The sequence below is a fragment of the Microcella sp. genome (genome assembly GCF_019739195.1).
GTDB lineage: Bacteria > Actinomycetota > Actinomycetes > Actinomycetales > Microbacteriaceae > Microcella.
This window is the reverse complement of record NZ_JAHHDS010000003.1, coordinates 2,279,647-2,303,800: the sequence shown is the minus strand read 5'-3', so window position 1 is coordinate 2,303,800 and position 24,154 is coordinate 2,279,647. Positions and strand designations below refer to the sequence as shown.

At 69.2% G+C, this 24,154-nt stretch carries 21 protein-coding genes; 12 read left to right on the top strand and 9 right to left on the bottom strand.

Annotated elements, in window-relative coordinates:
• Positions 1-35: 35 nt before the first annotated feature.
• The 3 genes from KL788_RS12845 to KL788_RS12835 all read right to left on the bottom strand — a co-directional run bounded on the left by KL788_RS12845 (position 36) and on the right by KL788_RS12835 (position 2,575).
• A complete protein-coding gene (locus KL788_RS12845) occupies positions 36-743 on the bottom strand; it encodes a gamma-glutamyl-gamma-aminobutyrate hydrolase family protein (protein ID WP_293172423.1) in 708 nt (235 codons plus the stop codon).
• Positions 740-1,021 (bottom strand): hypothetical protein, encoded by a 282-nt coding sequence (locus KL788_RS12840; RefSeq protein ID WP_293172420.1) that lies wholly within the window; start codon positions 1,019-1,021, stop codon positions 740-742. Before KL788_RS12840 ends, KL788_RS12845 begins: the two co-directional genes overlap by 4 nt.
• A gap of 66 nt (positions 1,022-1,087) precedes the next feature.
• Positions 1,088-2,575: an APC family permease gene (locus KL788_RS12835; protein ID WP_293172417.1), complete on the bottom strand. Its 1,488-nt coding sequence runs from the start codon at positions 2,573-2,575 to the stop codon at positions 1,088-1,090.
• 195 nt (positions 2,576-2,770) lie between these two features.
• On the opposite strand from KL788_RS12835, the gene KL788_RS12830 reads away from it, so the two are divergent.
• Positions 2,771-3,583 carry an acetoacetate decarboxylase family protein gene (locus KL788_RS12830; protein WP_293172414.1) on the top strand — a complete coding sequence of 271 codons (813 nt, stop codon included), beginning with the start codon at positions 2,771-2,773 and terminating at the stop codon, positions 3,581-3,583.
• Positions 3,584-3,809: 226 nt separating this feature from the next.
• On the opposite strand, the gene KL788_RS12825 is transcribed toward KL788_RS12830, so the two are convergent.
• Positions 3,810-4,121, bottom strand: coding sequence for a hypothetical protein (locus KL788_RS12825; RefSeq protein ID WP_293172411.1), 312 nt, complete (start codon positions 4,119-4,121; stop codon positions 3,810-3,812).
• 71 nt (positions 4,122-4,192) lie between these two features.
• Positions 4,193-5,542 (bottom strand): glutamine synthetase family protein, encoded by a 1,350-nt coding sequence (locus tag KL788_RS12820; RefSeq protein WP_293172408.1) that lies wholly within the window; start codon positions 5,540-5,542, stop codon positions 4,193-4,195.
• Positions 5,543-5,638: 96 nt separating this feature from the next.
• Between KL788_RS12820 and KL788_RS12815 the strand changes: the two genes are divergently transcribed.
• Positions 5,639-6,352, top strand: a complete 714-nt coding sequence (locus KL788_RS12815) for a type 1 glutamine amidotransferase (protein ID WP_293172405.1) — start codon at positions 5,639-5,641, stop codon at positions 6,350-6,352.
• A 243-nt stretch (positions 6,353-6,595) separates the two neighbouring features.
• Here KL788_RS12815 and KL788_RS12810 read toward each other — a convergent pair whose 3' ends face one another.
• Entirely contained in the window at positions 6,596-7,837 is a 1,242-nt protein-coding gene (locus KL788_RS12810) for a cytochrome P450 (RefSeq protein WP_293172402.1), read from the bottom strand.
• Positions 7,838-8,006: 169 nt separating this feature from the next.
• Between KL788_RS12810 and KL788_RS12805 the strand changes: the two genes are divergently transcribed.
• From KL788_RS12805 to KL788_RS12780, 6 genes are all read left to right on the top strand, one after another.
• Positions 8,007-8,507 carry a MarR family winged helix-turn-helix transcriptional regulator gene (locus KL788_RS12805; RefSeq protein ID WP_293172399.1) on the top strand — a complete coding sequence of 167 codons (501 nt, stop codon included), beginning with the start codon at positions 8,007-8,009 and terminating at the stop codon, positions 8,505-8,507.
• Between the two features lie 90 nt (positions 8,508-8,597).
• Positions 8,598-10,073 carry an aldehyde dehydrogenase gene (locus KL788_RS12800; RefSeq protein WP_293172396.1) on the top strand — a complete coding sequence of 492 codons (1,476 nt, stop codon included), beginning with the start codon at positions 8,598-8,600 and terminating at the stop codon, positions 10,071-10,073.
• A gap of 3 nt (positions 10,074-10,076) precedes the next feature.
• Positions 10,077-11,027: a catechol 1,2-dioxygenase gene (locus tag KL788_RS12795; protein ID WP_293172393.1), complete on the top strand. Its 951-nt coding sequence runs from the start codon at positions 10,077-10,079 to the stop codon at positions 11,025-11,027.
• On the top strand, positions 11,024-11,908 hold the full coding sequence (locus KL788_RS12790; protein ID WP_293172390.1) for a fumarylacetoacetate hydrolase family protein: 885 nt from the start codon (positions 11,024-11,026) through the stop codon (positions 11,906-11,908). Before KL788_RS12795 ends, KL788_RS12790 begins: the two co-directional genes overlap by 4 nt.
• Entirely contained in the window at positions 11,905-12,099 is a 195-nt protein-coding gene (locus KL788_RS12785; protein ID WP_293172387.1) for a ferredoxin, read from the top strand. Before KL788_RS12790 ends, KL788_RS12785 begins: the two co-directional genes overlap by 4 nt.
• A gap of 6 nt (positions 12,100-12,105) precedes the next feature.
• Positions 12,106-13,374: an NAD(P)/FAD-dependent oxidoreductase gene (locus KL788_RS12780; RefSeq protein WP_293172385.1), complete on the top strand. Its 1,269-nt coding sequence runs from the start codon at positions 12,106-12,108 to the stop codon at positions 13,372-13,374.
• 408 nt (positions 13,375-13,782) lie between these two features.
• Here KL788_RS12780 and KL788_RS12775 read toward each other — a convergent pair whose 3' ends face one another.
• The gene (locus KL788_RS12775) at positions 13,783-17,154 is read right to left on the bottom strand and encodes an ATP-dependent DNA helicase (protein WP_293172382.1); all 3,372 of its coding nucleotides are present in this window, start codon (positions 17,152-17,154) and stop codon (positions 13,783-13,785) included.
• On the bottom strand, positions 17,147-20,491 hold the full coding sequence (locus KL788_RS12770; RefSeq protein WP_293172379.1) for a UrvD/REP family ATP-dependent DNA helicase: 3,345 nt from the start codon (positions 20,489-20,491) through the stop codon (positions 17,147-17,149). The genes KL788_RS12775 and KL788_RS12770 overlap by 8 nt, the downstream gene beginning before the upstream one ends.
• Before the next feature lie 113 nt (positions 20,492-20,604).
• Between KL788_RS12770 and KL788_RS12765 the strand changes: the two genes are divergently transcribed.
• Complete coding sequence (locus KL788_RS12765) at positions 20,605-20,829, top strand: DUF3107 domain-containing protein (protein ID WP_293172376.1); 225 nt, start codon at positions 20,605-20,607, stop codon at positions 20,827-20,829.
• Between the two features lie 31 nt (positions 20,830-20,860).
• Positions 20,861-21,169 carry a hypothetical protein gene (locus tag KL788_RS12760; RefSeq protein ID WP_293172373.1) on the top strand — a complete coding sequence of 103 codons (309 nt, stop codon included), beginning with the start codon at positions 20,861-20,863 and terminating at the stop codon, positions 21,167-21,169.
• Positions 21,170-21,176: 7 nt separating this feature from the next.
• Here KL788_RS12760 and KL788_RS12755 read toward each other — a convergent pair whose 3' ends face one another.
• Positions 21,177-21,893: a ferritin-like fold-containing protein gene (locus KL788_RS12755; RefSeq protein ID WP_293172370.1), complete on the bottom strand. Its 717-nt coding sequence runs from the start codon at positions 21,891-21,893 to the stop codon at positions 21,177-21,179.
• Between the two features lie 122 nt (positions 21,894-22,015).
• Here KL788_RS12755 and KL788_RS12750 point away from each other — a divergent pair, with 122 nt between their 5' ends.
• Positions 22,016-23,437, top strand: coding sequence for a DEAD/DEAH box helicase (locus KL788_RS12750; RefSeq protein ID WP_428846140.1), 1,422 nt, complete (start codon positions 22,016-22,018; stop codon positions 23,435-23,437).
• An 88-nt stretch (positions 23,438-23,525) separates the two neighbouring features.
• Positions 23,526-24,137 (top strand): hypothetical protein, encoded by a 612-nt coding sequence (locus tag KL788_RS12745; RefSeq protein ID WP_293172364.1) that lies wholly within the window; start codon positions 23,526-23,528, stop codon positions 24,135-24,137.
• Positions 24,138-24,154: the final 17 nt, after the last annotated feature.

The window sequence follows — 24,154 nt, the reverse complement described above, 5'->3', positions numbered from 1 at the left end:
TGTCACGACAGATGCGGTCGGCGCCCGAGCAATCGTCAGTGACGTGAGGCCGCGGCGACGAGCGCGGAGAAAAGCCTGAGGTCGTCGGGAGTCTCTTCGGGGTGCCACTGCACCGCGATACCGAAGGTCATCGCGTCGATGTCGACGGCCTGCACGATGCCGTCGTCGCCGTGCGCACTGACCGTCAGGCCTGCGGCCACGCGGTCGAGCGCCTGGTGGTGGTAGCTCTTCACGGTCAAGCCCTCGCCCAGAATCGAGGCGGCGTGCGTGCCGGGCACCGTGATCACCGGGTTGTCGGCGAACTCGGCGTTGCCGTAGCTGTAGCGGTTAGAGCCGATGACGTCAGGCAGGTGCTGGATGAGGGTGCCGCCGAGGGCGACGTTGAGCACCTGCAGGCCTCGGCAGATGCCGAGCACGGGCAGGTCGCGCTCGATGGCCGCGCGCACGAGGGCGATCTCCCACGCGTCGCGGTCGGGCCGCGGGTCATCGTTCTCGGGGTGCGGTTCTTGGCCGTAGAGCGTGGCGTCGACGTCTTTGCCGCCCGTCAACATGAGGCCATCGATGCCGTCGAGCACGCGCGCGACGACGTCAGCGGTCGGCGGCTGAGGCGGCAGCGTCATGACGGCAGCGCCCGCGTTGATGACGCAATCGCTGTAGACGCGGGGCAGCATGCTGCCGGGTCGGTTCCACAAACCCATGACGACGGGCTCGAGGTACGTCGTGACCCCGATCGCGATGGTCACGCGGCGTCGCCCTCGGGCGGCCCGGCGTGGCGGCGCACGATGATGGCGCGAGCGCGGTGGATAGCGCGCACGAGTTCGGGCTGACGGATGCCCAGCTCTTGACTCACGTCGCTGTAGGTGCGGCCCTGCACAAGCACGCCGGTCGCGGCGGCCTGCAGGTCGTGCGGCAGACGGGCGATCGACTGCTCGAGGTCGGCGCGATCGAGTGCGGCGACGAGCTGCTCGTGGCGAGCATCCGTCTCGTCAATCACGTCGAGGTCGAAGTCGTCGGCGCGCATGCGGTTCTCCTTGCGTAGCGGGTGTACCGGGCGGCCGGATCGGCGACCGCCCGGTACAGCATCAGGTTAGGACGCGAAGTCTTTCACCAGCTGCTCGTTCTCTTTCTTGTTGATGAGTGCCACGATGAAGCCCACCGCGAGCGCGATGAACGGCAGCAGCACCAAGAACCAGCCGAGCGGGTCGAGCAGCCACGCGCTCTCGGGCAGCGACGGGTCGACGCCCTCGGGCACCGTGCCCGCGAGCAGATTGAACCGCGACATCAGCAGGTACAGGCCCAGCGCGAGAATGATCGCCGACAGGGCCGGAGCGATCGTCGTCGTCCAGATGTTTCCGCCGCCGTTCTTGCGGAAGTACACGATCACCGCGATGCTCACGAGAATCTCGACGATGACGATCGCGATGACCGTGATCGAGCTCATCCAGAAGAACAGGTTGCCGACCGGGTCGAAGCCGACGAGCGCGAAGATGATGATCACGAGCGCGGCGATCGCCGAGACGATGATCACGCCGTTCTGCGGGGCACCGGCCTTGTTGGTCGTGCCGATGCGGGCCGGCAGCACCCCACCGCGCCCGAGAGCGAAGAAGTAGCGCGCCGCCGCGTTCTGGAACGCGAGCAGACCGGCGAACAGGCTCGTGATGATGAGCACCGTCATGATGACGACGGCCCAGCCGCCCGCATATTGGTCGGCGAGGCTGAAGAGCACGCCCTCCGGTGCCGCGAGCCCGTCGGAGCGACCGAGAACCTCGTCGATGAGGGTCGTGCGGCCGAGGCCGGTGACCATGGCGAACGAGACGATCGCGAAGAGCAGTGTGATGACGCCGATAGCCGCGTAGGTCGCGATCGGCACCGTGCGCTTGGGGTCGCGCGACTCTTCGCCGTAGATGGCCGTGGCCTCGAAGCCGATGAAGCTCGCGAAGGCGAAGGCCAGGGCGATGCCCGCGGTGCCGGTGAAGCCGCCCGCGAAGATCTCTGTCGGGCTGAACGAGGCACCGAAGTCAACACCCTCGGGGCCGCCGACGACAAAGATGGCGAAGCCGACGATGAGCAGAATCAGCACCTCAAGCGTCAGCAGCACACCGAGCACCTTGGCGCCGATGTCGACGCTCAGCAGGGAGAGCCCGCTGACGATCAGCCACGCCAGCAGCGACCAGACGTACCACGGCAGGTCGAAGCCGAAGCTCGCGAAGGTGCCGCCGACGACGGCGCCGAAGAAGCCGTAGATCGCGAGCTGAATGGTGATGTAGGCAGTCAGCGCCGTGAAGGCGCTCGCCACACCGGCGTTGACGCCGAGGCCCTTGCCGACGTAGGCGAAGAAGGCGCCCGAGTTGGTCATGGTGCGGCTCATCGCCGCATAGCCGACCGTGAAGAGCAGCAGGGTGAGGCCGACAGCGAGGTAGGCACCGGGAACGGCCGCGCCGTTGCCGAGCACCATGGCGACGGGCACTGCACCGGTCATGCCGATGAGGGGCGCTGAGGCGGCGACAACGAAGAAGACGATGCCGAGAACGCCGAGCTTGCCCGACTTGAGAGTCGATTGGGGGGTGTCAGTCATGAATCCATAACTCCTCTTTGAGTTGGGGTGGATCGTTCGTATCAAAACGACCTGGCGCCATAGTGGTGCACGCGCGGGCGCGCGTCAAGCAGAACCGCCCGTCTGCCCGGCGAGTTTGCGTACACGAGCGGCGTCCGGGAGGGCATCCGGAATTGCCTATCGTTTGTTTACGAATGATTCGGTAGCCTGGGCCGCATGGCCTCGCTCAATGGATTCCTCGCGCCCCAGACGCCCACCGGCAAGAGCGCGATCGTGCCCGACATGCCCTGGTACTACTCGGGCACGCTGCTCACCGCCGAGTACCGCACCGACCCGGCCAACGTCGCCGCGCTGCTGCCCGAGGGCCTCGAGCTCGCTGACGACGACCCGGGAGCAGTGGCGCTCATCTGGGCCGACTGGCAGTCGTGCTCGACCGGCGGCGCCGAGCTTCTCGACCCCGTGCGGTCGCAGTACCTCGAGACCTTCGCCGTTGTGCGCTGCAAGAAAGACGGCGTCACCTACACGCGCTGCGTCGCCATCTGGGTGACGAAAGACTTCGCGATCGGGCGCGGCTGGTTTCAGGGGTACCCGAAAAAGCTCGGCTCGATGGCCGTCACGCGGGTGTTCAACGTCGGCAAAGCATCCCCCCGCCTCACGCCCGGCGCGCGCCTTGGGGCCTCGCTCGCGGCGTACGATCACCGCCTCGCCTCGCTCGTCGTGACGCTGCGTGAGCCGTCGGAATCGAACGGCTTCGTGAACGGCCACCCCATGCTGCATTCGCGGTGGATGCCCTCCATCACCCCCGGCGCCGGCAACAGCCTCGACCAGCTCATCACCATGAGCACGACCGACGCCGAGATCGGCGAGACCTGGGTGGGCGACTTCGAGCTCGAGCTGCACGACTCCCCCTGGGACGAGCTCGCGTCGATCCTGCCCGTGCACGAGAAGATCGCGGCCTACTACCGCGAGGTCGGCGTGACGTTCAACGGGGGGAAGCTCGTGGAAGACCGGTCGAACCCGAGCGTTTAGAGGTCGTGCGGCGAGGTGCGGGGGGGCTCCCTCTCGCCAGACTCCGGAATTGTAGGAGCGCGGCCCGGCCCCCGCGCGGCGTCACACATCACGCGTGTGACAAATCACGGAACTTTGGCGGCACGTCCCCGACACTGGGGCGTCACTGACCCGTCAGGGGCCAGAAACTCCGTGATTCGTGACGCGCGAGAGGACGGAGGATGGTGGTGCCACCGAAAACGCCCCATCACGCTAGCCACGACTCGACCGCAAGAACCACGAATCCCGCAAGAATCAGCAGGGCGCCAACTGCGCTCCACGCGATTCCATAGAATCTGGCGATCTTTCTGAAGCGACCATCGGGCGTGAGCCGAGAGGCGCACAGCCACGACATTCCCTTTCGTTCAAAGTCCTGGCGCACAGTTGCGGCCCAGATGTCGCGCTGCCACCACGTGTAGCCGCCAACTGCTAGGGCTGCCACCCCCAGGAATACGAACGCCACCCACGTGTCGACGGTATACCGAGCCGCGTCAACGACCGCGTGTGTGACCATGGCCATATCTTGACAGCCTGGCCGCTTCAACGGACGGCGCGCCGACTACTTCTCGCGCAGCGCCTGAAGCTTCTGAACTACAAGTCGAGGAAGTACTCCTTGACCTCCCAGTCGGTGACGTCGCGCGTCGTGGGGTCGTCGACCGCCTCGGTGTAGCGCTCGATTTCGTCGCGCTTCATCACGGCGAAGACCTTCACGAGGTCGCCGCCGATGATGTCGGTCAAGACGGTGTCGGTTTCGAGGGCATCCAGAGCATCGCCCAGGGTCATGGGCAGAATGCCGAAGCGGTCGTCCTCGTAGGCGTAGCCCACCGAGGGGTCGGGGCACTCGAGCTTGCGCTGAATGCCGTCGAGTCCGGCCGCGAGGAGCGCCGCGGTCATGAGATACGCGTTCGCGGCACCGTCGCCGAGGCGCATCTCGAGGCGCGTGCCCTGGCCACGCTCCGGCGGAATGCGCAGCATGGCGCTGCGGTTGTCGTAGCCCCAGTTGCCGCGGTAGGGCGCGAGGGTGTCGGGGCCGAGGCGCTTGAAGGCGTTGACGGTCGGGTTGCAGATGGCCGTGAGTGCCGGGGCATGCTCCACGATGCCGGCGATCATGTGCTTCGCCAGGTCGCTGAGTTCGCCGCCGGTGTGCATGAGGTTCTCGCCCTGCGGGTCAATGAGCGACATGTGCAGGTGAAAGCCGCTGCCGCCCTCGTCGCTCCAGGGCTTGCCGGCGAAGGTCGCCGCCTGGCCGAGCCGGGCGATGACGTCCTTGACGCCCGACTTCAGCATGAAGATGCGGTCGCAGGCGTCGAGCGCCTCGCCGTGCCAGATGTTGATCTCGTACTGGCTCGGGCTGAACTCGTGGTTGCCCGCGAAGACACCGATGCGCATCTGGTCGAGCATGCGCAGCAGGTGCAAGAAGGTGCCCTTGGGGTCGACGGTCGCGCCGGACGTGTAGACGCGGCCGGTCGCCTCGAGGGCGCGCTTGAAGCCGCCGTTCTCATCGCGGTCGGCGATGTAGAACTCGAGCTCGGGGCCCACGACGGGCACATAGCCCAGGTCGGCGAACTTGCCGACGACGCGGCCGAGCAGCTCGCGCGGTGAGAGTGGGCTCGGCTGGCCATCCGGATTGTTGGCGCCGGCGATGACGTACGCGACGCCCGGTTCCCACGGCAGCGCGCGCCAGCCGTCGGGAACGATCTGGCTGATGAAGTCTTCGAGCCCGTTGCTGAGCACGTCGGCGCCGTCGAGCACGCCGCCCTGGGTGGTCGTGACCCACACGCCCTGGCAGAACGTCGGGCCGCCGTGGCTGACCTTGTCGAGCTCGCGCACCAGCATGTCTTTCGACCGCACGGTGCCGATGATGTCGGCGTAGATCACCCGCAGCACGTCGATGTCGGCGGCGAGCAGTTCGCTCTGCAGGTTGGCCAGGCTGTGACTCATGTGCGACTCCTTCGTGGCACTGGGCGGGTCGTCCAAGAAAATCGTTCGGACTCAAACGAGATAGTAGACTACCCGCACACTCGATGGGGAGGCCCGATGCGCGTTCTGTTCGTGCAACACGATCATGTCAGCCCGCTCGGGCCGGTTGGCGAGCGATTCGCCCAGCACGGCTTCGAGATCGACACGCATCTGGTCGTGCCCGAGTCGTCGTTCGAGGCGCCGAACATCGCGACGGCCTTTCCGTCCGCCGCCGACTACGACGTGCTCGTGCCGCTCGGCGCCCCGTGGGGCGCGTGGGACGACGCCTGCATCGGCCGCTGGCTGCTTCCTGAAATCTCGTGGTTGCGTGACGCAGTTTCGAGCGGGATGCCCGTGCTGGGCATCTGCTTCGGTGGCCAGCTCGTCGCGCGCGCCATGGGCGGCTCGGTGGCGCCCGCACCGCGAGCAGAGATCGGCTGGACCTCGGTGTGGAGTGACCAGCCAACGCTCGTCGGTGAGGGGCCGTGGTTCCAGTTCCACTACGACCGGTGGACCGTGCCGCCCGGTGCCGTCGAGCTCGCGCGCACCCCCGCCGCCTCGCAGGCGTTCACGATCGAGCGCACGCTCGCCGTGCAGTTTCACCCCGAACTTGATGCGGCCGGGCTGCAGGGGTGGCTCGACTGGGGCGGAGCATCCAAGATTCGCGACGACGGGCTCGACCCTGACGTCATGATGGCGCAGACGGTCGCGACCGCCGACGCCGCCCGCGATCGCACCCACGCGCTCGTCGACGCTTTTCTGACAGACGTCGCGGGGTTGCTCCCCCGCTAAGCGCGCGCAGCTGCGCGCCCGCTACGCGCTCTCTGGTGCCCAGATCTGGGGCAAAACGGCGCAACCGTTCAACCGAAGCGCCCTTCTGGCCCAGATCTGGATGACGGGGCGGGGATGCTCGCGTGACGTCGCGGCGTGCTGCGAGCATCCTGCTGCCTCCAGATTGGTGGCAAAACGGCGCAACCCAGCAGCCTCAGCGCCCTTTTGGCCCAGATCTGGGGGAAAAGGGCGCGCGGCGCGGGGCTAGGCGACGCGCACGGGCATGCGCTTGATGCCGTGCACGAAGTTGCTGCGCAGGTAGTCGATGTCGCCGGTGCGCTCGAGGGTCACGTCGCGCGACAGCAGCTCTTCGAACATGATGCGCAGCTCGATGCGGGCGAGCGCGTTGCCGAGGCACATGTGCGGGCCGCCGCGACCGAACGACATGTGCTCGTTCGGGTTGCGCGTGACATCGAAGCGGTAGGGGTCGTCGAAGATCGTGTCGTCGCGGTTGCCCGAAGCGAACCAGACCACGAGCTTCTCGCCCTCGCTGAGCTGGGTGTCAGAGAACTCCGTGTCGCGCGTGACCGTGCGGCGGAAGTGGTACACCGGCGAAGCGAACCGCAAGAACTCTTCGACCGCCCACGGAATGAGCGAGGGGTCGTTCTTGAGCAAGGCCATCTGGTCGGGGTTGTTGAGCAGGTTGCTCATCGAATGCGTGATCGTGTGCCGCGTGGTCTCGTTGCCCGCCACGACCAGCAGCAAGAAGTTGGTGTTGAACTCGTGCTCGCTGAGCGGCACCCCGTCACTCGGCACGCCGTCGGCGAGCAGCGTGATCAGGTCGGTGCCGCCCTTACCGCGCCTCTCGGCGGCGAGGTGCCGGCCGTACTCGTAGACCTCGATCGCCGCAGGCGAGCGGAACGGCACGTGCCGGTACTCATCGCTGTCGGCCGAGCCGATGAGCACGTCGGCGTGCTCGGGGTCAGTGTTGCCGACCATGCGGTTGCCCCACTCGATGAGCTGGCCCGTGTCACTGTCGGGTACGCCGAGCAGTCGCGCGAGCACCCGAATCGGGAAGTCGGCGCTCACCTCGTCGACGAAATCGAACTCTTTCTTCGCGAGCGCAGCATCCACGGTCTTGGCGGTGATGCCGCGCAAGAACGTCTCGTACTTCGCGACCGCCTGCGGCGTGAACTCGCCCTGCAGCATGCGGCGCAGCGCGCGGTGGCGCAGCCCGTCGGTCTCGAGCAGCGACCGGCGCTGGTCTTGCAGCTCGGGGTCGACCTCTTCGAGGTTCGTGAACTTGGTCGACGTGAAGGTCTCGGTGTCGCGCAAGATGCGCACGATGTCGTGGTACCGCGTCGCCGACCAGAAGCCGCTGTTGGGCGCCTCTTCGGTCGAGTAGTGCAGGCCGGGGGTCGCGCGCAGCTCGTCGAACACGCCCCAGGGCGCTCCGTTCGCGAACAGATCGAGGTCGGCGAGAGTGAGATCAGTCGTGGTCGACATGAGCGCCTGCTTTCGTAGGAAGCGATTTGTTCGGATGCTAACGAACTTCGGCGCGCACGTCGAGTCCTGAGGTGGAGTCGCGCGATTGCGCGGCATTCAGTACCCGCCACCGACGCGGCGTGACGCCCACGTCGAGCCGCGCCGGTGATAATGAGCGCAGGAGGTTTCGATGCCCAGCGCACACACGCTCGCCGAGACAGAAGAGCAGGTCGTCACGAAGCTCGGCACCCTGCCCCTCGACTTCGAGGCGATGGCGGTGGTGTCGAACCTGTTCCGCGCCGCGAACGCCACGCGCAACTACCTCGAGCGCAGCGTGCTCGCCGAGAGCGGCCTCTCATGGACAGCCTTCGTCGTGCTCTGGGTCACGTGGATCTGGGAGCCCATCGAGACCCGCCAGATCGCCGAAGAGGGCGGCTTCTCGAAAGCGACGCTCACGGGGGTGCTCGGCACGCTCGAGGCGAAGGGCTACCTCGTGCGCGAGCGCAGCGAGCGCGACGGGCGACTGGTCAACGTCACCATGACGCCCGCGGGCCGCACCCTCATGACCACACTCTTCCCGACCTTCAACAGCCACGAGCAGACCATCTCGAGCACGATCGACCCCGAGCGCCGCCGCGAACTCGCCGAGATGCTGCGGGCCGTCACGCTCGTCACCGAAGGTCAGCGGTAGCGCCTTCCTCTTGCGCGACGGCCGCGCTCGGCTAGACTCCTCGGAAACGTTCGTGCCCGAACGAATCGCGACAGCAAGGGAGCCGCCCGCGTGCAGACAGCAGAACATCAGGTCGAACTGGCCGGACTGACCGTCGACACGCGGCACTACATCGGTGGCGAGCGCGTCGCGAGCGCCGAGCAGTTCGAGAGCGTGTCGCCCATCGACGGTGCCGTCATCGCGCACGTCGCGCGCGGCGGTCAGACCGAGGCGGATGCAGCTGTCGCCGCGGCGCAGCGGGCCTTCCCCGCCTGGCGCGACCTCGGCCCCACTGGTCGCGGCGAGATCTTGCACCGCCTCGCTGACCTCGTCGAGGCCAACGTCGAGCAGCTCGCTCAGCTCGAGACCCTCGACAACGGCTCGCTGCTGCGCAGCCACCGCCGCGGGGTCATGCCGCGCGTGGCCATGAACATCCGCTTCTTCGCCGACTGGGCACTCAACGAGCTCAGCCACCCGGTCTGGCAGACCCGCGGCCACGACAACGTCGTCAGCTGGGACCCGAGCGGCGTCGCAGCGATCATCACGCCCTGGAACGCTCCGCTCATGCTCGCCACCTGGCGCATTGGTCCGGCCCTCGCCGCCGGCGACACCGTCGTGCTCAAGCCCGCCGAGTGGACGCCCCTGAGCGCGAGCTACTTCGCCGACCTGTGCGAGCAGGCTGGGATGCCCACCGGAGTCTTCAACGTCGTGCAGGGCTTCGGTGCCGAAGCGGGTGCGGCCCTCGTCGCGCATCCCGGTATCGCCCGCATCGCGTTCACCGGTTCGGTGCCGACCGCGAAGACGATCGCGCGCGCCGCCGCCGAGAACCTGACGCCGGTGAGCTTCGAGCTCGGCGGCAAGAGCCCGCTCATCGTCACCGACGACGCCGACCTCGCCCTCGCCGTCGAGATCGCGGTCGAGCAGTACGACAACGCCGGGCAGGTGTGCCTCTCGGGCACGCGGCTGCTCGTGCACGAAGACATTGCCGAAGCGTTCGCCGCCCGCTTCGCCGAGAAGGCCGCCCAGCTCGTGCAGGGCGACCCGCGCGATGAGGCGACGCAGATCGGCCCGCAGATTCACCGCGTGCACATCGACCGCGTGGCCGGCTTCGTCGAGCGCGCCAAGGCCGACGGGGCGCGCGTCGTTATCGGCGGCGGGCCCAACGACGAGCTCGGCGGGCTCTACTTCAGGCCCACCCTGCTCATGAACGCGAAGCCCGGTAGCGAGATTCTCACCGCCGAGGTCTTCGGGCCCGTGCTCACCATGCAGACCTTCTCGAGCGACGAAGAGGCCGTCGAGGTCGCCAACGCGACCGAATACGGCCTCGCCGCCGTCGTCGTCTGCGGCGACCGCGACCGCGCCGAGCGACTGACGAAGAATCTCGTCGCCGGCACCATCTGGGTCAACTGCTTCTTCGTGCGCGATCTCGCCGCGCCCTTCGGAGGCAGCAAGAAGAGCGGCATCGGCCGCGAAGGAGGCGTGTGGTCGTTCGACTTCTACGCCGACGTCAAGAACACCGTCTACGCACCCTCAGGGTGGAAGGAGTAAGTCATGGGAAAGGTCGTCGGCGCCGCGATTCTCGCGCACGTGCCCACCATCATGCTGCCGCAAGACGTGCGGTACGACATCAACGGCGGCAAGGAGATCACCCTTGTTCCCGGCCTGAAGCGCTTCCGCTCCGAAGTTATGGAAGTACTCGACTACGACACCGTCGTCGTGCTCGACTCGCACTGGGCCACAACGGTCGAGTTCGTCATCAGCGCGCAGGCAGAACGCAGCGGGCTCTTCACGAGCGAGGAACTGCCGCGAGGGATGTCGCAGATTCCCTACGCGTTCAAAGGTGACCCCGAACTCGCGAACGCCGTGGCGAACTACGACGAGAAGAACGGCACCTGGGTCACGCCCATCAGCGACCCCCATCTGCCCATCTTCTACGCCACGGTCAACCTGTGGCACTACCTCGGCCGCGGTCTCGACAAGCGCTGGGTGAGCCTCTCGGTCTGCCAGACGGCGCAGACCGACGACTTCGTGCGCGCAGGCCGCGCCCTCGGCGAGGCCATTCGCGACAGCGACCGCAAGGTGCTGCTGCTCGCCTCGGGCGCCCTCTCGCACACGTTCTACAAGCTGCGCGACCTGCGCAAGCACGAGGCGAGCGACCCGAGCCACATCTACAGCGAGGGCGCACTGCAGGCCGACCTCGAGCGCGTCGAGTGGATGAAGCAGGGCGACCACAAGCGCATCCTCGAGACGATGCCCGAGTTCAAGCAATACAAGCCCGAGGCCAACTTCAGCCACTGGCTGCAGATGGCAGGCGCGACGGGCGAAGAGGCCAACACCGCGAAGGGCGTCATGTACTCGGAGTACGAGAACTCGATCGGCACGGGCCAGGTGCACATCTACTTCCCCGAGCCCGAGGGCGGCTTCCCGCTGCCGAAAGACGTCACCCTCTCGCGCGACGACCCGACCGGTGACGTCGCCGCCACGCGTGGGAGTGCCGCATGACCGAGTACCGGCGCATTCTGCTCGACGGGGTGGCCGTGCAGGTCGAGCGGCACGGCGACGAGCTGCGAGCATCCGACGGCCGCGTGGTCGGTATCGACGAGGCTGTGCACCTGCCGCCCACCGAGCCGACCAAGATCATCGCCGTGCACTTGAACTACCCGAGCCGCAGCGATGAGTTCATGACGAAGCTGCCTCCCGCGCCGACCTACTTTCACAAGCCGATCACGGCGCTCAACAGCCACAAGGGCTCGGTCGTGCGGCCCGCGGGGCTCAAGTGGCTTAACTACGAGGGCGAGATCGTCATCGTCATCGGCCGCACGTGCCGCAACGTCTCGCCGGCCGAGGCGGGCGACTACATCGCCGGCTATTCGGTGGGCAACGACTACGGCCTGCACGATTTTCGCGATACGGATGCTGGCTCGATGCTGCGCGTTAAGGGCAGCGACACGCTCGCGCCCGTGGGGCCGGGCCTCGTCACCGATTGGGACTTCCGGGGCAAGACGATCCGCACCCTCGTCAACGGGAAGGTCGTGCAAGAAGACGCGACCGACACGATGGAGTGGGACATGCACTACCTCGTGGCCGACCTCGCCCGCACGATCACGCTCGTGCCCGGCGACATGATCTTCTCGGGCACGCCCGCGAACTCGCGGCCTGTTGAGCCCGGCGATGTCGTCGAGGTCGAGGTCGACGGCCTCGGTCGCCTCACGAACACGATCGTCGAGGGCCCGACTCCGATTCGCGCCGACGTCGGCGCGCAGCCCACGTCGAGCGAAGAGGTCGTCTCGACGGCGATGGGCGGCGACTGGGAGTATCGAGGAATCCGCACCCCGTCAAAAGACCTGTACCCGTCACGTATCGAAGAGAAGGAATCGGAATGATCAAGATCGACGTCGACATGGACAAGTGCCAGCACTACGGCCAGTGCGTGTTCGAGGCCCCCGAGGTGTTTCAGCTGAATGCCGACGACAAGCTCGAGTACCAGGCCGAGGCTCCCGACGAGATGCTCGCCGACCTCGAGGCCGCGGCCGACGTCTGCCCCATGCAGGCGATTCTCATCACCAAGGCGTGATCGCGCATGGCTGACAGCGCCGCCGTCGCGCCGTCGGCGCACGATGCGGGCGAGGCGACGGATGCTCCGCTGCTGATCGTCGGAGCCTCCATGGCGGGCCTCCGCACGGCCGAGGGCGCTCGCCGCGCCGGCTACACGGGGCCGATCACGTTCCTCGGTGCTGAGGCGCATGCGCCGTACAACCGCCCTCCGCTGTCGAAAGAACTACTACAGACCGAGGGGCAGGGTCACGCTGATGTGGCCTTCCCGATCCGCTCAGCGCTCGAAGAGGGCGTGACGTGGGTGCTCGGACGCTCGGCCGTCTCGCTCGACACCGCGCGCAAGGTGGTCGTCGATGATGCCGGAGACGAGCATCCGTACAGCGCGCTCGTGATCGCCACAGGCCTGCGACCCAAGCCGCTGCCGATCGACGATCACGGGCTAGGCGGCATCCACGTGCTGCGCACGCTCGACGACGCGGTCGCGCTGCGCGAGGTGCTGCGGCCCGGCGCGAACGTGGTGATTCTGGGGTCGGGGTTCGTCGGCTGCGAGATCGCGGCGACGGCTGCGAAGAACGGCGCGACGGTGTCGGTCGTGACGCAGAGCGCCGTGCCGTTGCAGCGCGCGATCGGAGTGCACCTCGGCGCTGAGTTGCGCCGTCGGCACGAGAGCCACGGAGTGCGCTTCTTCACGGGCGAGTCGCTGTTCGGGCTGGTGGGCGACCCTGCTGTCGAGCGCGTAATTCTCACAAGCGGCGTCATGCTCGAGTGCGACGTGCTCGTCGTCGCGGTCGGCAGCGACCCCAATACCGAGTGGCTGGCGTCGTCGGGGCTCGATGTTGCTGACGGAGTTCTCGTCGATGGCGGACTGCGTGCGGTCGGAGTCGACGGCGTCGTGCACCCTGACGTGTTCGCGGTCGGCGACGTGGCGCGCTACCCCAACCCTCTGTTCGATGACGTCGCCCGTCGCGTCGAGCACTGGAACTTGCCGACCGAGACCGGCAAACGCGCGGGGCAACTCATTGCCGCGCACTACGCGGGCGACGACTGCGAGACACTGGCCTCGGCCGGGTTCGCGCCGCTGCCCTCGTTTTGGAGCGACCAGTACGACGCCCACCTGCTCGCCTTCGGCATGACGTACTTGGCCGACCGCAGCGAGCTCGTCGCCGGGTCGCCCGACGACGAATGCGTCGTGGAGTTCTACCGTGGCGACGATCTCGTCGGCGTCTGCGGCATCGGCATGCGCAGTGCCGTGCAGGCGTACCGCGCGCGCTTCGCAGCCCCCGCTGCCCTCTAGCTCGGCACTCTCGCGCTGCGGCTACCGCTCCGCCCGCCGGGATCGACGACCAGCGCTCCGCCCGCCTAGGTCGGTGCCCTCCTCCCGCATCTCACTTCTTGCGACACTTCGTACGCAACGTGGCGTACGAAGTGTCGGAATCAGTAAGGGTTGAGGCGGGAGGATCCGCTGAAGCTATGTGCCGCTCGCGGCACTTGCCGCGCGAGGCACATTGCCTGAGCAGAACAACCGACGCCCCGCGTTGCGGACTGGCAAGGGTGCCGCAGGTTGCGGGCGCGGTCGAGAGTCGGCGCGTCGGCGCGGCGCGGCGGCGCGGTGGGGCGGCGCGGCGGGGCTGCGCGGCGGGGCTGGGAGCGGCGGGGCTGGGAGCGGCGGCGGCGGCGGCGCAGAGTGCAGGCGCGGGCGGGGTCAGCCGACGGCGGCGCGCCAGAAGGTGCGCAGTTCGGCCTCGTCGGGCAGCGACGGCGGGCGCAGCACGGCGTCGTCGGCGACAAAGTAGAAGGCGGCCGTCACGGCGTCGAGAGGCAGGCCCGCCCAACGCGCGTAGGCGACACGATAGAGCGCGAGCTGCAGCTCTTTCGCCGCGCGGTCGGCGTCGTCGCGCGGCGCCTTGCCCGTCTTCCAGTCGACGATTTCGACGCTGTGCGGCGCTCGGCCCGACCCGCGGTCGCGCACGGGATCGAAGTCGGGGTCGGTCGAGTAGACGGCGTCGAGCTTGCACACGAGAATGCGCCCGTCGAACGGCAGATGCAGCTCGCGTTCGACGTCGACGGGCGTGCGCGCCGCCCACTCCGACCGCTCGAACGTCGCCTGCAGCACGTCGAGCGCCTGCGGGTCGATGCCGTCGGTCGCGAGGTCGAACTCGGCGTCGAAGCCATCCACCGCGTCGGGCTGCGCCCCCACGCCGTAGCGCTGCTCGACCCAACGGTGAAACACCGTGCCGAGGCGGGTCGCCCGAAACGGCCGCTGCGGCATCGGGCGCCGCAACCGCTCGGCGACCTCGGCCGGCTCGGTGATGAAGTCTTTGAACGACGAGGCGGGCACGCGCAACGGCACCGTGACGCGACCGGTGGCCGCGAGGCGCTCCGCACGTTCGGCCAGCAGCAGGTCGATCTCGCGCTGCCAGCCGCGGCGATCATCCCCCCGCACCGACGGGTCGGCGGCCCGCACCCGCTCAGCCGCGGCGACCACGCTCGCACGGCGGGCGCCGAAAGGATCGACCGGCCACCAGGGGTCGTCGCTGTCGTCGTCGACGATTGGGTTGTCGGCGTTCTGCGGCTGGTCGGGCAGCACGCCGATGAGGCCGCGCTCCTCGAGCGGCAGCAGGAACGGGCTCGGCCCGCGAGAGCTCTTCTGCCCCGCCCACCACGACCCCGTCAACAGCAGTCTGTGCCGAGCGCGCGTGACCGCGACGTACGCGAGCCGGCGCTCTTCGCGCTCGAGGTGCGCGCCGACCTCCTCGCTGAACACCTCACGGCGCTGCAGCAGCTCTTTGCGCGTCTCGGCCCCGCGCCACGCGAAGACGGGCAGCTCTGCGGCATCGCCGCGCAACTCGTAGGGCAGCACCCCGAGCTTGAGCCAGCCGGTCGTGCCATCGCGGGGCTTGCTCGGCAACTCGTCGACGACGAGGCGCGGCACGACAACGTGATCCCACTCGAGGCCCTTCGAGCCGTGGATCGTGAGCACCTGCACGGTTCCGGGCTCGGGGTCTTCAGAACGGGGCGAGAGGTTATCGCGCCACTCGGCCTCGCGCAGCCAGCCGAGAAAACCCCCGAGGGTCGCGTGGTCGGCGAGTGCGAGGTAGCCGTCGAGCGCCTCAAAGAAGGCCTCGCGCGGGGCCTCGCCCATCGTGCGCGACGGGTTCGCCGCGACCTCGATGTCGAGCATGAGCTCGTGCTCGACCGTGAGCACCAGGTCGGGCAGATCGAGCGCCGTGCGGGTGCGCAGGGTGGCGAACAGGCGGCCAGCATTCTGCAGCCTCTCGAGGCCGGCCGGGCTCAACGCGGCCAGCTGCGAGTGACCGTCTGAGGCCGTCGCCACGAAGTCGAGCGCATCGACGAGCGAGACACCGTCGGTGCGGGCGACGGATGCGCGCAGTCGCGCCTTCACCTCGTCGCTGAAAGCGCGTTGCGCCAGGTCGCGGTCGCGCAGCCACGAGGCGATGCGGCTGAGGGCGTGCAGGTCGGCGACCCCGATGCGCCAGCGCGGGCCGGCGAGCAGGCGCACGAGCTCGGTGCCGGCAGCGGGGTCGTCGATGACCGCGAGCGCACTCACGAGGTCGGCGATCTCGGGCTGCTCGAGCAGACCGCCGATGCCGAGCACGTGCACGGGCACCTTCGCCTCGCGCAGGGCGGCGAGGAAGACGGGCTGAGTCGCGCGGTTGCGCATGAGCAGGGCGGCGCTCGCGCGCAGCGGGCGGCCCTCGGCGTCGACCGCTCCGGGCTTCGCGCCGAGCGGCGGCTCGGCCACCCGCTCGGCGAGCCAGGCCGCGACGACCCGCGCCTCGTCGTGCAGCGTCTCCTCGAAGGCGACGTCGATCGGTTCGGAGCTCGCGACCGGCGACGGCCGCAAGGTCTCGACGGCGACACCGCGCGCATTGAGGGGCTCACTCTGCTGGTTTGCGCGCGCCGCAATCGGCTCGACGATGACGTTCGCGGCCTGCAGAATCACGGTGCCGTTGCGCCACGAGGTGCTCAGCGAGTAGCGGCCGACGGGCTCGCCATCGGTGCCCGTGAAGCGCGCGGCGAAGTCGTCGAGGTTTGAGGCGCTCGCCCCGCGCCAGCCGTAGATCGACTGGTGCGGGTCGCCGACCGCCATGACGGGCGTGCCACCGAAGAGCTCGGCGAGCAGCCAGGTCTGCGCCACGTTGGTGTCTTGGTACTCGTCGAGCAGCACGACGCGGTACCGTTCGCGCAGTTGCTCGGCGACCGAGGCATGACGCCGCACGATCGACAGGGCGAGGCTCACCTGGTCGGCGAACTCGACATAGCCGTCGCGGTGCTTCACCTGCTGCAGTTGCTCGACGAGGTCGACGATCGGCAGAGTCGCACCGAGCTTCATGAGCGCATCGAACGCGGATTGGCGCGGGTACCGGTCGCCGAGCGGCAGATCGGCGACCTGCAGAAAGTCGGTGATGACACGACGCACGTCGGCGATGTCGGCGTCGTGCTCGGCGACGGCGTGCGCGAGCTGCAGCACCGACTGGGTGATCTTGTCGACGCTGAGGTCGAGCTCGGCGAGCCGATCGTCACGGGCGGTCGTGACGAGCTCGCGCGCAAGCTGCCAGGCGCTCGCCTCGCGCAACAGCACTCCGTCGGGGTCGCGGCCGATGAGCACGGCGTGGTCGCGGTAGAGGCTCGAGGCGAACGAGTTGTAGGTCGCGACGGTCGGCTGCGTGAACGCGTCGACGAGCGCGCGGGAGGCGCTCGAGACCTCGGCGGCACCAGCCGCATCCGTCGACCTCGGAGAAAAGGGCGCACCCAACAGGCCCGACGCGCCCAGCTGCACGAGGCGCTCGCGAATGCGCGCCGCGAGCTCGCCCGCCGCCTTGCGCGTGAACGTGAGGCCGAGCACCTCGTCGGGCGCGACGTGCCCGTTCGCGACGAGCCACAGCACCCGCGCGGCCATGGTCTCGGTCTTGCCTGAGCCGGCTCCGGCGACGACGAGCGCCGGGCCGAGGGGCGCTTCGATGATGGCGCGCTGCTCATCGGTCGGCCGATGTTGGCCGAGCTTCTCGGCGATCTCTACGGCGCTGAACGCGCGGCGGTTCGACTCACTCATCGCCCGTCACCGGCCCTACGCGGTGGATGCGGTGCGCGCCCAGCGCGAAATCGAACCGGTCGATCGTGCGCACGCCCGTGAGCTGCGCGACCGCGATGGCCTCGACGGCTTGGCGCAGCCGCTCGCGAAACCCGTCGAGCTGCTCGTCATCGAGCGGCTCTTGCACGGCCTCGCGATAATCGTCGCTGCCCTTGCCCTCGCGCACGTAGAGCAGGCGAGCACCGCCCGGGTGGTGCGGCAGCCCCTCCAGCACCTCGTCGAGCACCTCGTCGAAGGCTCCGTCGGCATAGGCCAGCTGGTACGCGCCGAGTTGCGCATGCTCGTCGATCTCGCTCTGCTTGGTCAGGGGCTTGCCGGTCTTGAGGTCGATGATGCGCACACCGCCGCCGCCGTCGACCTCGAGCCGGTCGACGATGCCGCTCACGCGGGCACGATCGACCGTCACCTCGAACCTCTGCTCGGCCGCGACGAGCCCGCGCGACTCGGCCTCGGCGTCGCGCAGGTAGGCCGCAACACCGAGGGCGTAGCGACGAGCGAGCCGGCGCTGCTGCTCGGCGAGCCACGGCGACTCGAAGACGAGTTCGTTCCAGCGGCTCTCGATCGCCGCCCAGATGGCGTCGACCGCAGGCTCGGTCGCGGTCTCCATGGCCCAGTGCACGATCGTGCCGATGCCCATCGCGGGGCTCGTCTCACTCGGAGCGACGCGGTCGAGAAACCAGTCGAGGGGCGACTTCTCGATCGCCTCGAGCTTCGACGGCGAGAGGCTCACGGTCTCGTCGCCCGCGAACAACTCGGCGTCGGTGCTCGGCGCGAGCAGCCCCCACCACGACGACGGGTTCGCCCCGGGCACGCGCTCGGCAGCGAGGCGGGAGAGCGCGAGCGCAGCCTCGGCACGGTCGCCGTCGCGCGCGAGTCGGCCGTCGTCGACGAGCTCGCGCCGCAGGCGCCCGACGAGTCGACGCAGCGACCGAGCTCGCACCGGCCGTGCGCCCGAGGCCGCGATGGCCGCGTCGAGTGCGGCGATGCTCTCGTCACCTGCGACAGTGTCGAAACCCAGGCACTGCGCCCGCTCGCGCCGCGCATGCTCGCGCACGAGCGCGAAAAGCGCGCTCGGCTGATCGTCATCGCCCGCCGTCGCCGTCACGACGAGCTGCCGCCGCGCGCGCGTCGCCGCGAGGGCGAACATGCGCAGCTCGTCGTCGAGCACGAGGCGCCGCTCGTCGAGGTCGTCGACCGGAAGCCCGCGCGCGACTCTGCTGATGAGCGGAGCCCCGAGAAGCGAGCCGCGCATGCGCGTGTTGGGCCACACCCCCTCGGTGAGGCCCGCGATGACGACGACATCGGCCTCGAGCCCCGCCACCGCCGACGGAGTCGCCACCAGAACGGCGTCACCCCCGCGCAGCGGCGCGAGCAGGTCGTCGCCGACGTCGCTGTCGAGCACGCGCGCGAGAAACGACTCGACCGTCGCATCGGGCACCGTATCGACGATCGTCGCCGCTGCGGTGAACAGGGCGACGACAGCGTCGAGCGCACGGTTCGCCTCGGCCGCAGCGACCCCGAACCCGGCCGCATCGCGGCGCCAGACCTCGGCGACGTGCGACTCGCTCCACGCGAGCCAGAGCAGCTCGTCGACGGTGGCTCCGGCCGCGTGCCGCTCGCCGATCGACTGCAGCGTGCGGGCGAGTCTCGCCGCGCGGCGGGCGATGCGGTGGTCGATGGTCGCCAGTCGGTCGGGCGCGGTGAGGGCATCCACGATCAGTTCGTCGGCCGAGCGGTCGCCCTCGCCCGCGAGCTCTTCGGCACGCAGCGCCCGGCGCAATCGGCGCAGGCTCACGCGGTCGAGCCCGCCGAGCGGGCCGAGCAGTAGCTCGGTCGCGGCCGCGGCGTCGAGGGCCGAACGCCCGACCCCGATATCGACGTGGCGAATGAGCGCCCGGGCCGCCGGATGCTCGCGCAGCGGCCGCCCGGCCGCCGTCGACTGCACCGGCACCTCGGCCTGGCCGAGCGCGCGCACGATGCCCGGAACCATGGTTCCGCTGCGCACGATCACGGCCATGCGGCCGTAGGGCACGCCGTCGAGCAGGTGACGCTCGCGCAGCAGGTCGGCCACGAGAGTGCGCTCGCGCGTGGGGTTGGGCGCTTCGAGCGCGACGAGCGGGCCGCCCCACTCGGGCGGGATTGCACGCGGGTCGGCCGCCGTGGGCTCGGCGAGCGCCGCGGCCTGGGTGCCGTTCTCGTGAGAGACCAGCAGTTCGCTCGCGACGGCACGCCGCTGCTTGCCTGCAGCGGCGGCACCGATGCGCTGCGTCACGTCGGCGGCGAGACCCCGCACCGCCGCGCTGTGACGATGCACGAGCGGCAGCACGATGGGCCGCGATTCGGGCCAGCCGAGCAGCGCCGGCAGGTGCGCGAGCGCCTCGGGCTCGGCGCCGCGGAAGGTGTTGGTCGCCAGGTCGGGGTCGCCGAGCGCGATGACCGTCGCCCCCTGCGCGGCGAGCGCCGCCACGAGGTCGAAGCCGCTCGGCGTCGCGTCGTGGGCGTCGTCGAGAACTACGAGCCTCGGTGCGGGCGGCATGCCTTCTACGGGGTCACGCACGAGCCCGACGGCAGCCCGCACGAGCTCAGCGGGGTCGAGCTGGCCCGGCCGCGACGACCCGAGGATGCGCCGGTACTCGTCGACGAAGTCGGCGATCGCGGCCCACTCGGGGCGGGATCGGTCGCGCGCGGCCGTCCGAAGCTGATCGGTGCTCCAGCCGTGCTCGCTCAGCCGAGCGATGGCGTCGCGCAGCTCGGTGCGGAAGGCGGGCAGCCGCCGCACCTCGGGGCCGAGGTGATCGGGCCAGGCCGGACCAGGGCCCGCAGCAGCGCCGAGCAGTTCGTCGACGAACGACCGGTCGAGCAGCTCGGCCAGGTCGGCGTCTTGATCGGCTCCGCTCAGCAGGCGAGGCTCGACGAGGCCGCCGAGCCGGTGCGCGGCCGTCACGATCGAGAAGGCATAGGCCGCGACCGAGCGCGCGAGCGGGCCGGGTAGCGCCCCGGGCGCGGGGTGCGCGAGCGCGTCGTTGCCTGAGTCGGCCAACCGCAGTGCCAGCCGGTCACGCAGCAGCGTCGCCGTGCGGCGCGAGGGCGTCAGCACGAGCACGTTCGACGGGTCGAGCCCGTCGTCAAGCACCGCGGCAGCCACGAGCTCGACCACCGCCGTGGTCTTGCCCGACCCGGGGGCGCCGAGCACGATCGCGCCGGGCGTGCGGCGAGCATCCACCACCCGCTGCTGCGCCTCATCGAGCACCACGGGCGCCGCAGCGACGAGCGGCAGCGCGGCGTCGAAGGTGGTCACGCGCCCACGCTACCGGCGTGCGGCGACAGTGCGGCGGGGGTCGTCGACAGCGCCCGGTGCGCCCTCAGTGAACAGGGCGGATGCTCACCATCGCGCCGGGTACGCTGGCGTTCGTGGACATTCGCATCGGTATTCTCAACAGCCCCCGTGAGCTCGCCATCGAGAGCTCGGAGACGGCCGCCGACGTCACGGCCGCGATCACGGCCGCCGTCGAGAAGGGCGCCCCGCTCGTGACGCTCGTCGACAACAAGGGCAAGCAGTTCCTCGTGCCGACCGCGGCGATCGGCTACGTCGAGATCGGCAGCGACTCGGCCCGTCGCGTCGGATTCGTCGGCTAGAAGCCGCCCACCAGCCGCTACGCTCGCAGTCATGGAACTGCTCTTCGTCACGGTCATTGGCGCCTCCCTCTCGCTCGGCGTGCGCTACCTCGTGCCCGGCCGCGAGACCCACGGCTTGCTGCTCGTGCCGCTCGTCGGCGCTGCGGCGACGGCCGGCGTGTGGGTGATCTGCGTCTGGCTCGGCCTGACCTTCGACGGCGGGTGGATCTGGGTGATCGCGCTCGTGCTCGGACCGCTCGCGGCCTTGGCGGTCGCTCTCGTGCTGCCGAAGCAACGCGCCGAGGCCGATGCCGCACTGCTCGAGCGGCTCATGAAGCCGAGCGCCCCGACCAAGGCCTGATCGCGCGTCAGGCTGTCAGCCCGAGGCGGTCCATGCGGCGCGTGTGCTCGGCGATCAACTCGGTGAACACGGGCTCGATCTGAGCCTCGTCTTTCGAGCGGTCGTCGTGCTGCACGAGAGCCGACCGGGCTTGCAGCATGGTGTCGCCCAAGAGTCGGCGGCACCACAGTGCGAGGCGCGACGAGAGCTTCGGGTTGGCCGCGATCGCCCGCTCGACGATGCGGTGCAGGGGCGCATGCGGGTCGCCTTTCGCGAGTGCTTGCGCGACACGATCGCCGGGCTCGCCCACGAGGCCGACCGACAAGGCGATCCAGAAGTCGGTGAGAAAGCCGATGGTCACGTGAGCGCTCGCGACCTGCTCGTACCACTCGCCGCCCATCGTGCGGCGCTTGAACTCTTCGACGCCCTCGAGGTGCGGCTGCATGACGTCGGTCTTGTCGAGGTGCAGGCGCTCGAGCTCGGCGGCGAGCGCACGATAGCGCTCGAACACGATGCCCGCCACGTGGGCCAGAGAGTCTTTGTCGGCCACACGAGGGGCGTTCGACATGGCCTCGGTGAGCTGCTCGATGAAGGTCAGATGCAGCGCCGCGCAGTGCCCGAGGAAGACATCGGAGGGCGGGGCGAGTTCGCCCAGGTCGACTCGCAGCGCAGCGACCGCGGTGTCGCGGGGAGTCAAGGTCGGCGCCTCGACACGGGGGCGCTGCCGTCTCAACCACGAAGCCACGCGCACAGCCTACGTGCTCGGGGCAGGCCCGACAGCATAGGCCCGCTAAACTGGCCTTCACTTCACTAGACGACAGGCGACACACACTCGTGACTTTCACTGACCTGGGCATCGAGCCCGACATGGTCGAAGCCCTGGCGGCGAAGGGCATTCTGAGCCCCTTCCCCATCCAAGAGCAGACCATTCCCCTGGCCCTCAGCGGCCAAGACATCATCGGCCAGGCCAAGACCGGCACCGGCAAGACCTTCGGCTTCGGGCTTCCGCTCATTCAGCACCTGGGCCTGCACCCCGAGCCGGGCGTCAAGGCGCTCGTCGTCGTGCCCACGCGCGAGCTCTGCGTGCAGGTCACGCAAGACCTCGAGCTCGCCTCGGCGAACCGCGACGTCAAGATCGTGTCGATCTACGGCGGCAAGGCCTATGAGGGCCAGATCGAGCAGCTCAAGGCCGGCGCGCAGATCGTCATCGGCACGCCCGGGCGTCTGCTCGACCTCGCGAGCCAGCGACTGCTCAGCCTCGCCAACGTCGAGGTCATGGTGCTCGACGAGGCCGACAAGATGCTCGACCTCGGCTTCTTGAGCGACATCGAGAAGCTCTTCTCGCAGACCAAGCCCACGCGCCACACCATGTTGTTCTCGGCGACCATGCCGGGCCCGATCGTGGCCCTGGCTCGCCGCTTCATGACGCGCCCCATCCACATTCGCGCGACCGACCCCGACGAGGGGCTCACGCAGGCGAACATCAAGCACGTCGTCTACCGCGCGCACGCGCTCGACAAAGACGAGGTCGTCGGCCGCATTCTGCAGGCCGAGGGGCGCGGAAAGACCATCATCTTCACGCGCACCAAGCGAGCGGCCGCCAAGCTCGTCGAAGAGCTCACTGATCGCGGCTACAACGCTGCCGCGGTGCACGGCGACCTGAACCAAGAGCAGCGCGAGCGCGCCATGGCCGCCTTCAAGGCGGGCAAGAAAGACATCTTGATCGCGACGGATGTCGCGGCTCGCGGCATCGACGTCAACGACGTCACGCACGTGATCAATCACACGGTTCCGGATGACCACGACACGTACCTCCACCGTGCAGGCCGCACGGGCCGCGCGGGCAAGACCGGCATCGCCGTCACGTTCGTCGACTGGGCCGACATGCACAAGTGGGCGCTCATCAACCGGGCGCTCGAAATGGGCCAGCCCGAGCCGGTCGAGACCTACAGCTCGTCGCCGCACCTCTACGACGACCTCGACATTCCGGCCGGCTCGAAGGGCCGCCTCAAGGCCACGCCCATCCCCCGCGTCGAGCGCGAAGCATCGCACCCTCCGCGCGAGCGCGGGCGCAGCGGCGGCCAGGGCGGCGGCTCGGGTTCGCGCACCTCGTCCCGTTCGGGCGGCGGCCAGCGCTCGGGCGACCGCCCGGCGGCGGGCGACGCTGCTGCGGCGGGCGAGCCCCGCGCCGAGGGCACGGGCACTCCGCGACGCCGGCGGCGTCGCCGCACGGGCGGCTCGAGCGGAGCATCCGGAGCCGGAAGCTCGTCGGGCACCGCCGCCGAGTGAATTGTTCCTCGCGCTGACCGCGCGAGAGGAGCACACTGGTCGCAGAGGCCGCGCAGCCGCGTAGCCGTGCTCGCGATCGGAGGTCGTCATGACCCGTTCCGCCGCTTCTGCCTCGCTGGTGCTCGTCGCGTCGATGGCGCTCGTGCTCGCCGGATGCACGCCCGACCCCTCGGGCGACAACCCCGAACCTCCCGCGCCTGAGGAGTCAGAGCCGCAGCAGCCAGCCGACGGTCTCGGCGACACCGCCTGCGTCGTGGGCACGTGGCAACTCGTCGTGCCCGACTACCGCCTGCAGTCGGAGGCCTACCTGCTGGGGCTCGGCGTGCCCATCACCGAGTTCGACATGACGGGCTCGCAGATCCTCCGCATCACGCAAGACGGACTACTCGATGTGCAGACCGACCTCACGACAAGCGGCGTGATCGTGGCGGGCGACTCGATCGTGCCGATCAGCGTCACGACAGTCGAGTCGGCGTCGGCCGAGTGGGGCTGGGATGCCACTGATTCGACCGGGGGTCTGCTCGAAGTCGCTCTGTGGGAGGTGCTCGAGACGAACACCTCGGGCGCTGGCACGGAGGGCCTCGAGGTACCGCCGCCGCGCTTCGATGGCGAGAACGCCACGCTGCTCGTCGACTGCGACGCCGAGACGATGCTGCTGCAGGGCGGCGGGCCGCTCAGCGCCCTGTTCGAACGGCAGTAGGCGGCGCATTCCGGCGC